This is a genomic window from Bacillus sp. FSL R9-9492 (assembly GCF_038007365.1).
In the GTDB taxonomy this organism is placed as follows: Bacteria; Bacillota; Bacilli; order Bacillales; family Bacillaceae_G; genus Bacillus_A; species Bacillus_A mycoides.
The window spans coordinates 521,043-535,000 of record NZ_JBBOXC010000001.1 but is presented as its reverse complement, the minus strand read 5'-3'; the positions used below and the strand labels follow the sequence as shown (position 1 = coordinate 535,000).

Genomic DNA, 13,958 nt, shown 5'->3' with positions numbered 1-13,958 from the left:
TAAGAAAGAACGTCCTCAATATGTCCTTTCACTTTCACTTTACGCCACTCATTTACAAGCTCACCGTCTTTATTAATAAGGAATGTAGAACGCTCAATTCCCATGTACTCTTTTCCGAAGTTCTTTTTCAGCTTCCAAACATCGTACAATTCTGCTACTTTATGATCTTCGTCTACTAAAAGTACAAATGGAAGCTCATGCTTCTCAATGAATTTCATATGTCTATTTGCTGAATCTGGACTTACACCAAGTATAACCGTATCCTTCTCTTGAAATAATCCATATGCATCACGAAAATCACATGCTTCAGTTGTACATCCCGGAGTCATATCTTTCGGATAAAAATATAGGACTACATTTTTACCGCGAAAGTCAGCTAAGCGAATTTGTTCTCCGTTACTTCCTTCTAATGTAAATTCTGGTGCCATTTCTCCTACTGTAATCATTGTTATCACTCCTTCTCTTTTCTTTTACTATATCAAATGCGACCTTATTTTTCATTGTCTATTACAGATCTCATCACAAAGGCAAACGGTAATGTATATCCAATTAGCGCTTCTCCAATTGCAATCCATCTTCCGATTCCAATCGGAGCTATATCACCATATCCAACGGACAATAAAGTAACCGCGCTAAAATATAAACATATTTCAACGAGCTGAAAGGAATGAGCACTTAACCTATCCCCATCTTCTTTCAAAACTGCAAAACCCATTTCCTCTAGCACAACATAACTTAATCCAAACGCAATCAGTACCGTTGTATAAATCAAAAACAACGTAGCTAAATTGTACAGCGAAAAGAAACGATTGGAATTTGAATATGAACTCCATAATAATTGGACACTTCTCAAAATAGCGATTGCTGCAATTAATAGAATAAATCCCCATAACATGTCCTCCACCTCGTTTTATATGTATGAGGACTGTAGCTGATTTATCCCTTAGAAACGAACAAGCTTCTATAATTAATTTCCTGCACCACGATATCGTTTAACCCCTTGATTCCAGAGGGTAATTGCAATAGTAAAACAGATAACACCAACAATTGGAGTTGCGAAAGCATAGCTATTCCACTCTGTTTTTCTTAAAAAGTATGCTGCTGGATATACCCCAACAAATGCAAACGGTAAAACAAACGTTAAAACAAAGCGAATAACACGGTTATAAATATCAACAGGGTAGCGTCCATAATTCCCTATGTTATACATAAGTGGCATAATGGAACTTTTCGCATCCGACCAAAAGCCAAAACTTGCAAGCGTAACAAATATCCCGCCGTACACAAGTGCCCCTCCCCCTACCATGAGTAGGAATAAGAAGAAATCATACCAGTAAAAAGATAATTGCAGCTCCATTGCTGCATAACCCATCACAATAATCCCCGTAATAGCTCCAATTAAAGATTCAAGTTCCATTCTTTCTAATATAATTTGAAATAAACTATGAATCGGTCTCGTTAATATACGGTCCATTTCTCCTTTAATAATGTAACGATCATTAAAGTCCCATATATTAAAGAAAGCTGAAAAAATGGCAAACGGTACTAAAAAGAACCCATAAATAAAGATTACTTCTTCTCGGCTCCACCCTTTTAGTGCTTGGGTATGCCCAAACACAACGAGAATGAAGATTAAATTAACAGCTTGTAGTGATAAATCTGAAAGTAATCCGACGATAAAATCGCCACGATACTCCAATTTTGTTTTTATATATTGACTTGCATATTGCAAAAATAATTTTATATATATCATCTCATCATCCCCCTTGTACGATTAGACGTTTTCTCGCCGTTTTCCACATCAGTACAATTGGAATAATAAGTATAATTGCCCAAATCACTTGAAATAATAAAGCTTCATACAACTTACTTCCTTGTATACCTTCAGAGAAAATCATACTTGGAATATAACTAATTGCTTGAAACGGTAAAAACACCATTGCTTTTTGGGCCCATAACGGATAAAAACTAATCGGTAATAATAAACCAGAAAACAAATCGATAACAACACGTTTCGCATACATAATTCCACTATTATTAAATAAGAAGAATGTAAGCATTCCTGTCATTAAATTTATTTGTGTATTAATGATAAAACTAAATATTAAAGATAAGAAGAAATATAACCACGTTTGAAAATTCGTTGTAATTTGTAATGAAAATAATAACGTAACAATAACCATGCCCGGAATCGAAAAGAAAGCAAAACGAAATATCCCTTCTCCAAGCCCTTGCATAACTTTCATACCTAAATAGTTGTACGGACGAATTAGCTCTACCGCCACACGTCCTTCTTGAATTTCCATCGCAATTTCTCTATCTATATTATTGAAATAAAAAGCGCGTGCCATCCATGCGATCGCAATATACGTAGTCATTTGTGAAATAGATAAACTTTCAATATTCTCTTTCCCGCTATAAATTGCTTGCCATAAAAAATAATACGCACCAATGTTAATCGTATAAATTAAAATCCCGCTGTAATAATTTGTACGATAAGCAAGCATCATTAAAAAGCGAATCCGAATCATTTCAATATACTTACCCATGCATAATACCTTCTTCATAAATGTTACGAATAATTTCCTCTGTAGACACTTCGTTAATTTTCAAATCTTTAATTTGAAAGGCTTGTACTACTTTAGAAATCAACATAGAAATGATAACTTCTTCATTCGGTATTTTTGCAACCCATGCGTTTTCTTCTTTCGCTTTTAACCAAACAACATGGCTATCTGGCATAACCATTGATAACTCCTGGTATGAAACTGGGGTAACAAACTGAAAATGTATTTCCTTCTCTACTCCCCACTGCGTACGAAGATTATCTAAAGATCCGTCATACATAATATTCCCTTCATCAAGCATGATGACGCGTTCACATAAAGCTTCAATATCAGTAATATCATGTGTCGTTAATAAAATTGTTGTTTTATAACGTTCATTCATCTCTTTTAAGAATTCTCGTATTTTCAATTTCACAAGAACATCTAGTCCAATTGTTGGCTCATCTAAAAATAATAACGGTGGATTATGAATTAACGCCGCTGCCAATTCACAACGCATTCTTTGACCAAGAGATAATTTCCGTACCGGTTTATCTAACAAAGGACCGATATCTAACGTTTCAATAACATGTTCCATATGTTCCTTATACTGAACGTCTGATACACCGTACACTTTCTTCAATAAACGAAATGATTCTTGTACAGCAATATCCCACCAAAGCTGGGAACGCTGACCAAACACAACGCCGATTGTTCTTACAAATTCTTCTCTCTGTTTGTGTGGATTCATTCCATTCACTGTAATTTGTCCTGATGTCGGAGTCAAAATCCCTGTAAGCATTTTAATCGTCGTTGATTTACCAGCACCATTCTCACCAATATAACCAACCATTTCACCTTGCTTTACAGTAAAAGAAACATCATTTACTGCTGGTACTATTTTATAATTACGATTTAATAAATCGCGAAATGCACCCTTTAATCCCGGACGACTTGAATAAGCTGTAAACTCTTTACGTAACCCTTGTACCTCAATTACCGATTTCATAATCGGACCCCCTTCCTAAATGTCACAACGAATAGTTTACCCAACTGCTCCTTCTATCACAAACAATACGTCTTTTCAAAAAACATGTTAGAATAATACATAGATTTTTGTAAGGAGATGAATTGTAGTGAATTTCACAAAATCAGAAGCGTTACATAAAGAAGCTTTAGAACATATCGTTGGTGGTGTTAATAGTCCTTCCCGTTCTTTTAAAGCAGTTGGAGGCGGTTCTCCTGTTGCAATGGAACGTGGAAAAGGTGCTTATTTCTGGGATGTAGATGGAAATAAATATATCGATTATTTAGCAGCGTATGGCCCTATTATTACTGGACATGCTCACCCACACGTGACAGAAGCAATTAAAACAGCGGCTGAAAACGGCGTACTATACGGTACTCCAACAGCATTAGAAGTAAAATTCGCAAAAATGTTAAAAGAAGCAATGCCTGCTTTAGATAAAGTCCGCTTCGTGAACTCTGGTACAGAATCCGTTATGACAACCATTCGTGTTGCTCGTGCTTACACTGGCCGCACAAAAATTATGAAATTCGCTGGTTGTTACCACGGTCATTCCGATTTAGTACTTGTAGCAGCTGGCTCTGGTCCTTCTACTCTTGGAATTCCTGATTCAGCAGGTGTGCCACAAAGTATCGCTCAAGAAGTTATTACTGTTCCATTTAATAATGTAGAAACTTTAAAAGAAGCGTTAGATAAATGGGGACATGAAGTAGCAGCTATCCTTGTAGAGCCAATCGTTGGAAACTTCGGTATTGTTGAGCCAAAACCTGGCTTCCTTGAAAAAGTTAATGAACTTGTTCACGAAGCTGGTGCACTAGTAATTTATGATGAAGTTATTACTGCTTTCCGCTTTATGTATGGCGGCGCTCAAGACTTACTTGGCGTAACCCCAGATTTAACAGCACTTGGTAAAGTTATCGGCGGTGGACTTCCAATTGGTGCTTACGGTGGTAAGAAAGAAATTATGGAACAAGTTGCACCGCTCGGCCCTGCATACCAAGCTGGTACAATGGCTGGGAACCCTGCTTCTATGGCATCAGGGATTGCCTGCCTAGAAGTACTTCAACAAGAAGGCGTATACGAGAAATTAGATGCACTTGGCGCAATGCTTGAAAAAGGGATTTTAGATCAAGCTACAAAACATAACATCGATATTACAGTAAACCGTCTAAAGGGTGCATTAACTGTATACTTCACAACAAATACAATTGAAGATTACGATGCAGCCAAAAATACAGATGGTGAAATGTTCGGTAGATTCTTCAAGCTGATGCTTCAAGAAGGTATTAATTTAGCACCTTCTAAATATGAAGCATGGTTCTTAACGACAGAACATACAAAAGAAGATATTGAATATACAATTGAAGCTGTTGGCAGAGCGTTTTCTACCCTAGCGAACAATAAATAATCTCTTCATTACAAAAGGAAAAAAGAAAGCCCATCTTTCTTTTTTCCTTTTTTCTATTTCATAAATCCCTCATTAATAGTATAATTATTCATAATTATCTGTTTTATATTCTTTTATATCCTTACTATCCATGTATACAAGGCAGTTCACGCCTTAAATAGTAAGATTATTCAAAATTCATTTCCAGAGGGGGGATTGACGGATGCTCAACAAAAAAAATAAATGGACACCGTCTTTATTTCGGAATTATAAAAATGCAGAACACGATGCGTGTGGAATCGTTTCCGTTATGGAAAAACGAAGAATTCCTACAAAAGAAAACATCGATCTTTGTATACAATCGCTAGTCAAAATGAATCATAGAGCTGGTTTCATTAATGGCGAAGGAGATGGTATCGGAATTCATATCGACATGCCAAAAGCACTTTGGAATGAAAAACTGAAAAATAGCGGATATAATCCAACGATTGTGGATCATCCCCACTTTATCGTTGGACATTTTTTTCTAAACAAAAAAGAAAACATTGCTGAGTTAAAAGATTACATTCGTACGCAACTAAACAATGAAAGCTTTACAATTGTTCTCGAAAATGATGATGTAATAAACTCAGATGCACTCGGTCCTCTTGGTAAACAAGAAGAACCTTTATTTTGGCAAATTGCCCTTATCGCCGAAAGTGAAGTTAAAAATATTGAACAAACATTATTTTCTGTAACAATAAAAATCGAAGAAAATGAAGCAATTCATGTTGCCTCATTAAGTCATGAACATGTTGTATATAAAGTTCTCGGTGCTGGCGATACACTCGTTGCTTATTACAATGATTTACAACACCCACTTATCGCTTCAACTATGACACTAGGACATAATCGCTATTCTACTAATACGTTATCTAATTTTTTTCGTGTACAACCATTTAGCATTCTCGGGCATAATGGCGAAATTAACACGATTGCAAAATTACGCGATCAAGCTGAAATGATTAATGTACCACTTACTGCCGGGGGCAGTGATTCCCAAGATTTAAACCGCACCTTAGAAACCCTTCTCGTTCAGTATAACTACAGTTTATTTGAAGCAATGGATATATTATTTCCACCAATTATTAATGAAATAAAACTTTACGAAACAAACTTACAAAACTTATACACTTATATACGTGAGGCTTGGGGGCATTTCGCACAAGGTCCAGCTGGTATTATTTCACGTTATAAAGATGAAGCTGTTTTCAGTGTCGATTCCCTTGGATTACGCCCAGTTTGGAAAGTAGAGACAGAGAGCTCCTATATTTTCTCTTCTGAACCTGGAGTTGTATCACCAACTGAATATGTAGCAGAGCCGAAACCACTCGCTCCTGGAGAAAAAGTTGGATTAAAATGGAATCAACAAGATGAGCTCGTTCTCTATGAATACGACAATTATCAAATTGAAGTATATAACCGTTTTAAGAAACGAATCGATGTTACCAATTATCATGTAAACTTATCTATCCCTGAAACGAAAGAAACTGAGGGATTATGTGCTTCGGTTCAAGTTGAAACGAATCAATACGTCGCTTTTGGCTGGGATCGAGAACATATTCAGCTCCTTGAACAAATGGCGACAAAAGGCGTCGAACCAATTCGGTCACTTGGGCATGACTCACCACTTGCCGCACTTGATACAGATAGACGAAATATTGCTGATTTCATCAAGGAAAGTGTAGCCGTTGTTACAAATCCAGCAATCGATCGCGATCGAGAAGTTGAACACTTCTCCACACGTACTGTACTCGGAGAGCGTCCGGGTTTATTAGATAACTCTAAACAACCATTTATAATCGAGATGCTTTCACCCATTATTTTAGAAGGGAATTTAGCTCAATCTATCGCGGCAGACTTACACACGATTACGTACGAACAACTTATACAGCTATTCATTACTCATAGCTCTGTCTCTACAATTTCTGTTACATTTAGTCCATCAGAAACTCTACAAATCGCATTAAATCGAATTAGTTCCGAAGCGATAGCAGCCGTTAAAAATGGTGCTTCCCTACTATTATTAGATGACGCTAAATCTCATCAAAATGAACTGTTATGGATTGACCCACATCTAGTTACTGCTAAAGTACATCAAGCATTAACTGAAAATAAATTACGCCGGAAATGCTCTCTCGTTATACGTTCCGGTGCCCTTCGCTCCTTACACGATATCGTCACGCTATACGGATTAGGGGCAGATGGTATTAATCCATATTTATTGTTCGCAACGGTAAATGATGAAACAAAAGTACCAATTACTAATTTGTATACCGCACTTAATAAAGGACTAGAGAAAGTAATTTCAACGATTGGAATTCATGAATTACGCGGTTACGGTCGCCTCTTCTCCTCTATTGGATTACATGAGGAAATCGCAAATATATTACAAATTACAAACTTCTGCGGTTCAAATAATTTAGCTTTTTCACTTGAATCACTTGCTGAAGATGCAAAAATTCGAGCTGAGGATTTTAACAATCCAAAAGTTAGAATGCGAAAATCATTTCATATATTCCCGCGGATTTGGAAAGCAATTGGTGATGTTGCAAAAGGAAACTCTTATGATGATTATCGCGACAAGTTAAGTGAATTAGAAGAAAACACTCCCATCGCAATCAGGCACCTTGTTCAAACAAAACAAGCACAGCATGTAGTTCCGACTGAAGAAGTGTCCATCGGCATTCACAATCATGATTTACCATTTATTATTAGTTCTATGTCATTTGGTTCTCAAAATGAAATTGCCTTTCGCGCGTATGCAGAAGCTGCCGATCAGCTAAATATGATTAGTTTGAACGGTGAAGGCGGCGAAATTAAAGATATGATTGGTAAGTACCCACATACACGCGGACAACAAGTTGCATCTGGCCGATTTGGAGTAAACGCTGAACTACTAAATTCATCAAATTTAATTGAAATTAAAATAGGTCAAGGAGCAAAGCCTGGTGAAGGTGGACATTTGCCTGGTTCAAAAGTGACTGCCAAAATTGCGGAAGCACGTAATGCTACAATTGGTTCGGATTTAATTTCACCTTCTAACAACCATGATATTTATTCAATTGAAGACTTAGCTCAAATGATTACAGAAATTAAAACGGCTAATCATCTTGCTAAAGTAGCTGTAAAAGTTCCTGTCGTTCCTAACATCGGAACAATTGCTGTCGGTATCGCAAAAGCTGGCGCTGACTTTATTAACATTAGTGGATTTGATGGCGGAACAGGTGCTGCGCGTATTCACGCATTGCAACATGTTGGTCTTCCTGTAGAGATTGGTGTTAAGGCTGCTCACAATGCGTTACTAGAAGCAAATATGAGACATAAAGTAGAGATTTGGGCAGATGGCGGTATTCGAAGTGTAAATGACGCCTTAAAAATCATGCTCCTCGGAGCAAACCGGATCGGATTTGGCACATTATCAATGATTGCAATTGGCTGTACAACTTGCCGTGGTTGTCATCTTGATACGTGCCACGTCGGAATTGCAACACAAATTGAATCTGAAGCTCAAGCGAAAGAACATGGACTGCGCCGTTTCGTTCCACGTGAATTAGAAAGCGCAGTTACAGGGATATTAAGCCTATTCACTACTTTCGGTACAGAATTGAAACGTTTAACAGGGCAGCTCGGTTACACAAACTTACAAGATATTATCGGACGATCGGATTTATTAGAACAAACTCGAGGCAAGGACTTATTAGACTTACGTAATTTAATACAAACGATAGAAGATTCATCTGTGAAAATAACGGCATCTGTACAAGAAAAACAATTTGAAACAACAAATTCTCTCCAGTCAAAAGAATTAGTAAGCGTCGGCGTAGAGCAACGCGTAATGGGCGGTCTAGAATCCTGTTATCGTATTCGTAGCAAATTATATGAAAACACTCATCTTGAACCACTTACATTAAAGTATACAAACGGATCTGTTCCCGGAAACGGATTAGGCGCGTACAATAGCGAGAACTTATTTATACACGTAAATGGTGGCGCGCAAGATGGAATTGGAAAAACTTCATTTGGCGGTGGCATTTATATAACGAAAGCAAAAGGAACAGATGGAACATATTATAACGGTTCTGTCGGAAAAGGATTTGGATACGGCGCTCAAAAAGGTGCATTATACGTGCAAGGTAACGCTGATGCTCGTGCTGGCATTCGCCTTTCTGGAGCAGATATGATAATTGGAGGCAGAATTACAAAACCACTCCGCGAAAAAGAACAAGGAAATATCGGAGTATATTCTAATATAAAAGGATTTGCTTTTGAATATATGACAAATGGTCGCGCTCTTGTTTTAGGAGATCCTGGTCCATGGATTTGTGCCGGCATGACTGGTGGTGTTGTTTATTTACATCATGAGCCAAACTTAGGTTTAACAGAGCACGCTTTAAAAAGAAGAATTGCTAAAGGTGCAAATGTAACATTGCAGCCAATTAGTAAAAATGGTTTGCAAGATGTGAATGAATTATTATTAGACTACATTCGTGTATTAAATGAGCACGAACAATATGAAGAAGTCGCTTTGTTAACACCATTATTAGATGATATCCAGCTTCACTTCTATGAAATTATCCCGAAAAAAGAACAGGCGGATCCATCTATTTCAACTGAATGATATGTACAATATTTATTTTCATAAAAAAATTGACGAAGCGAGCATCGCATAGTAATCTAGAATAACAATTTGAAACCTGCTGAAATTCAGCAGGTTTTTTTATTAAAGAATAGATGTTTAAAGAGAATTTGGAGAAATTATAAATTGATTGTAATTTATTTATTAAACTTTTTAACGTCACTAAAATATCACTTGCTAACATATTGTAATGAATGTATAGTATCATGTTGTACATTCATTATGACAAGAGAAAGGATATCAATAAGGGTATGAAACTTGGTGCTCGCATTTTAAAAACGGGTATTGCCATTACATTAGCTTTATTTGCTTGTATTTTACTTCAATTACCGAGTCCTGTATTTGCGGGAATCTCAGCTATCTTTGCTGTTCAACCGTCTGTATACCGATCGTATTTAACTGCTCTTGAGCAAATTCAAGCAAACGTAATTGGTGCTGTATTCGCTATCGTATTTGCTACTGCTTTTGGACATAATCCTTTTATTATTGGATTAACGTGTATATTAGTAATTGCTCTTACTTTACAATTACGCTTAGAAAAAACAATATCACTCGCTTTAGTAACAGTTATCGCCATTATGGAGTATCAAGGCGAAGATTTCTTTAATTTTGCCTTACTTCGATTCGCGACGATTATGATTGGAATTATTGCGGCTTCGCTTGTAAATTTAGTATTTATGCCGCCAAAATATGAAACAAAACTTTACCATCGCATCGTTGATAATACAGAGGAAATTGTTAAATGGATTCGTATGAACAGTAGGCAAGCTTCTGATTTTACAACGCTAAAAACCGATATCGATCGCATGAAAGAAAAAATGATTAAACTAAATCATTACTATTTGCTGTATAAAGAAGAAAGAAGCTATACGAAAAAAATACAATTCGCGAAAATTCGTAAGCTCGTTTTATTCAGACAAATGTTAGCGACAACAAGCCGCGCTTTAAGCACGTTAAAATCATTACATCGCACCGAAAATGAACTGCGCTATATGCCAGAAGAGTTTCAGGAATCTATTCAAAACGAACTTGATTCATTAACGCATTATCACGAACAAGTGTTATTAAAATTTATTGGTAAAGCAAAGAAACAACAATCCGTTGAGATGCTTGATGAAGTTGAAACCGGTAAACAAGAATTGATTGATATCTTTATGGATTATCAAAATAAAGACGATGAGGAAGCATATAAAATATGGTTACACCTCTTCCCTCTTATTTCTTCAATTATTAACTACAGTGAGGAAGTAGAGCATTTAGATTTACTTGTGGATAGCTTCTACACATACCATAAACCAGAAAGCGAACTCCAAATCGAAGATAAAAAAGAAGACGAATAAAAAACAGCTCCTTTTACGCTAAAGGAGCTGTTTCTGTTATATGCTGAAGTTGATATAGATTGTAATAAAACCCCCTCTTTTTCATTAACTCTTCATGAGAACCCTTTTCTTTTATTTCACCATCTTCAACATAAATAATTGTATCAACATGCGTAATCGTCGCTAATCGATGTGCAATAATAATTGTTGTCCGATCTGCAGCTAACGTTTGCAGTGCCTCTTGAATATATCGTTCATTTTCTAAATCTAAAGCGGAAGTTGCTTCATCTAATATAAGTAAAGACGGATTCTTTAGAAAAACCCGTGCGATTGCTACACGCTGTCTTTGTCCACCAGATAATTTCACACCACGTTCCCCAACGACAGTATCATAGCCCTCTGGCAACTCTGTAATAAAATTATGAATTTGTGCAGCTTTGGCAGCTGAAATCACTTCCGCCTCTGTAGCTTTCGGATTGCCATATAAAATATTAGCCCCGATTGTATCGCTAAATAATAAATTATCTTGTAGCACAATTCCAATATGACTACGTAAATTTCTCATATTATACTTTCTTACATCTATCCCGTCTATATAAACTGCACCTTCAGAAACATCGTAAAAACGCGGAATTAAACTAGCAAGAGATGACTTTCCTCCTCCGCTTGCCCCTACAAGCGCAACCTTCTCTCCCGGGCGCATAGTTAATGACAGATTATGCAATATTTCTTTTTCATCCGCATTATAACGAAAAGAAACATTATCAAATATAACTTCCCCATCTAGCCTTTTCGTTTGCACCGCATTTGGCACATTAACAATATCGTATTTTTCATCCAACAATTCAAACACTCGATCCATCGAGGCGAAAGACTGTGTTAATGTTGTAGATGAATTAACAAGGCGACGAAGCGGACTATATAAACTATCCATATATCCAACAAAAGCAACCATCGTACCCAGTGTTAACGACCCTTGAATTACCTCATATGCCGCAAAACCAATAACAAGTAACGGCCCTAAATCCGTTAACGTATTCACTACCGAAAACGTTCTCGCCGTCCAACTCGTATGAGTTAGTGCTTTCGTTAAAAATTCATTATTTCTCTTTTCAAACTGTCCTCTTTCATACTCTTCTAATGCAAAACTACGTGTCACTTGCATCCCTTGAATACGTTCATGTAAATACCCTTGCATAGTTGCTAACGCTTGCGAGCGCTCTTTCGTCAATTTTCGAAGGCGCCCGAAAAAATATTTCACTGCAACTACATAAATAGGTAAGATTAATAAAGCAACAAAGGTTAATTTTATATTCATAGAAAACATAACGATAATGGCAATAACAATTGTTGCAGTATCTAACCAGACATTCATAAGACCAGTAATTACAAAGTCCTTCGTTTGTTCTACATCATGTATTACACGTGAAATAAGCTCCCCTGTTTTTGTGTTCGAATAATAACGTAAGCTCAATTTTTGCAAGTGCCCAAAAATGTATTTTCGTAAATCGTATAGTATTGTATTGGCAATGCGCTGCGCGAAATATTGACGATAATATTCTATCGGCGGTCTTACTACTGCAAAAATAAAAAAAGCAATCCCAATTGCGGTTATTAATTGAGACGTTTTTTCTTGAAGCGATCCCGTGCCTTGAATAACATCATCAATAATATACTTTAATAACCATGGCATAATAAGCGGGATACCGAACTTCACAAGACCAATAATAATTGTAATAGCAATAAGCCATCGATATGGTTTAACAAATTGTAAATATCTTTTTATACCTTGCACATAATCCCCCCTCTAATAGGACAAACCTGCCGGGAAATTCCCTGCAGGTTTGTTTTAATTTCTGTACATTAAATATCTTTCGTACCACATATCTACGAAATCCGGTGCGAATGGACCTTTTCTTTGATGAATCCACTGTGTTAAATGTGCTACATTTCGTTTTAAAATTGTATCAATAACAGGTGGATACTGCATAATTTGACTATGCTTTTCATACTCATCTTCATCCAAAAGTGTATATGTCATATCTGGATACACTTTAATGTCTAAGTCGTAATCAATATACTTTAATGCTTCAGAGTCATATGCAAAAGGAGAACTTAAATTACAATAATAATATACTCCTTCTTCTCTCAGCATTCCAATTACATTAAACCAATAATTAGCATGGAAGTAACAAATCGCAGGTTCGCGAGTAACCCATGTTCGACCATCTGATTCCGTAACTACTGTACGATCATTTGCTCCGATCACAAGGCTCTGCGTCCCTTTTAAAATTGTTGTCTCTTCCCACATTCTATGAATGGAGCCATTATGTTTATAACTATGTATTTGTACCTTTTCTCCTTCTTTGGGAAATCCCATATATGCTCCCTTCTTTCAACCGCAAATGCTTTTCTTAAGTTGTCTTAACTACCCCTTGAACTGCATTCACTTTTTTTCTATTATAACTTTTTTGTCAAAATTTTAAAACTAAAGCGATAGGACACTTGTTTTCATGAGGAATATAATGAAGTTTGTATTATTGAATACCACATCACTAACCCTTTTAACGAAGGAACATTTCCTATGAATTAGCAATACGTATTTTAGAAGATTAAACGAAGATATAACAAAAAGAAAAGCCCCCTCACCTCTGTTTAAGAAAGGACTTTTCACCTAAAATCAACAACATATCTCACCCTTAATTTGAAATTATTTTTTCGGTTTCAAAAGATTGAATCACATTATTCGTTTGCTGTTCAAATTTTTCATGCAAAAGTTTTAATGCTATTTCTGTTCTGTATATTTCTTGACGGATAAAATGCAATTCTTTTTTATCGCACGTATCCCTTCCACTCATTTCAATTTGCTGATACTTCTCTAAATGTGATTGTAACTTTAAAAGCTCATCCATCGTTTCCAACTGCTCTCCTACCAACTTATCAAAATCGTTCATCACTTACCCCCTTTTTGATTCATTCGCCATTTATAATTCCTATTACA

11 protein-coding genes (1 of these 11 only partly in view) are annotated in these 13,958 nt (G+C 36.3%); 3 read left to right on the top strand and 8 right to left on the bottom strand.

What is annotated here, in order from left to right; genetic code table 11:
- The 5 genes from bcp to MKY70_RS02710 all read right to left on the bottom strand — a co-directional run.
- A protein-coding gene (bcp, locus tag MKY70_RS02730) for a thioredoxin-dependent thiol peroxidase (protein ID WP_002029647.1) crosses the window boundary here: on the bottom strand, positions 1 to 446 show its 5' portion. The gene continues 10 nt to the left of window position 1, outside the view; only the first 446 of its 456 coding nucleotides appear in the window; its start codon is at positions 444 to 446; the stop codon falls past the left edge of the window.
- 44 nt (positions 447 to 490) lie between these two features.
- On the bottom strand, positions 491 to 895 hold the full coding sequence (locus MKY70_RS02725) for a potassium channel family protein (protein WP_002125072.1): 405 nt from the start codon (positions 893 to 895) through the stop codon (positions 491 to 493).
- Between the two features lie 72 nt (positions 896 to 967).
- Positions 968 to 1,753: an ABC transporter permease gene (locus MKY70_RS02720; RefSeq protein ID WP_002125070.1), complete on the bottom strand. Its 786-nt coding sequence runs from the start codon at positions 1,751 to 1,753 to the stop codon at positions 968 to 970.
- A gap of 4 nt (positions 1,754 to 1,757) precedes the next feature.
- Complete coding sequence (locus MKY70_RS02715; RefSeq protein WP_000521522.1) at positions 1,758 to 2,549, bottom strand: ABC transporter permease; 792 nt, start codon at positions 2,547 to 2,549, stop codon at positions 1,758 to 1,760.
- Positions 2,542 to 3,555, bottom strand: coding sequence for an ABC transporter ATP-binding protein (locus MKY70_RS02710; protein ID WP_341023019.1), 1,014 nt, complete (start codon positions 3,553 to 3,555; stop codon positions 2,542 to 2,544). The genes MKY70_RS02715 and MKY70_RS02710 overlap by 8 nt, the downstream gene beginning before the upstream one ends.
- Before the next feature lie 127 nt (positions 3,556 to 3,682).
- Here MKY70_RS02710 and hemL point away from each other — a divergent pair, with 127 nt between their 5' ends.
- The 3 genes from hemL (at position 3,683) to MKY70_RS02695 (ending at position 10,978) form a co-directional block, all read left to right on the top strand.
- A complete protein-coding gene (gene hemL, locus MKY70_RS02705) occupies positions 3,683 to 4,981 on the top strand; it encodes a glutamate-1-semialdehyde-2,1-aminomutase (protein ID WP_002010346.1) in 1,299 nt (432 codons plus the stop codon).
- Between the two features lie 202 nt (positions 4,982 to 5,183).
- Positions 5,184 to 9,620, top strand: a complete 4,437-nt coding sequence (locus MKY70_RS02700) for a glutamate synthase-related protein (RefSeq protein ID WP_341023016.1) — start codon at positions 5,184 to 5,186, stop codon at positions 9,618 to 9,620.
- Between the two features lie 269 nt (positions 9,621 to 9,889).
- Complete coding sequence (locus MKY70_RS02695) at positions 9,890 to 10,978, top strand: aromatic acid exporter family protein (RefSeq protein ID WP_002063696.1); 1,089 nt, start codon at positions 9,890 to 9,892, stop codon at positions 10,976 to 10,978.
- A gap of 13 nt (positions 10,979 to 10,991) precedes the next feature.
- Here MKY70_RS02695 and MKY70_RS02690 read toward each other — a convergent pair whose 3' ends face one another.
- The 3 genes from MKY70_RS02690 to MKY70_RS02680 all read right to left on the bottom strand — a co-directional run bounded on the left by MKY70_RS02690 (position 10,992) and on the right by MKY70_RS02680 (position 13,911).
- A complete protein-coding gene (locus tag MKY70_RS02690) occupies positions 10,992 to 12,752 on the bottom strand; it encodes an ABC transporter ATP-binding protein (protein WP_002091119.1) in 1,761 nt (586 codons plus the stop codon).
- Positions 12,753 to 12,806: 54 nt separating this feature from the next.
- Entirely contained in the window at positions 12,807 to 13,337 is a 531-nt protein-coding gene (gene ntdP / locus MKY70_RS02685; protein ID WP_000506630.1) for a nucleoside tri-diphosphate phosphatase, read from the bottom strand.
- Between the two features lie 319 nt (positions 13,338 to 13,656).
- Entirely contained in the window at positions 13,657 to 13,911 is a 255-nt protein-coding gene (locus tag MKY70_RS02680; RefSeq protein ID WP_002010338.1) for a YgaB family protein, read from the bottom strand.
- Between the last annotated feature and the right edge of the window lie 47 nt (positions 13,912 to 13,958).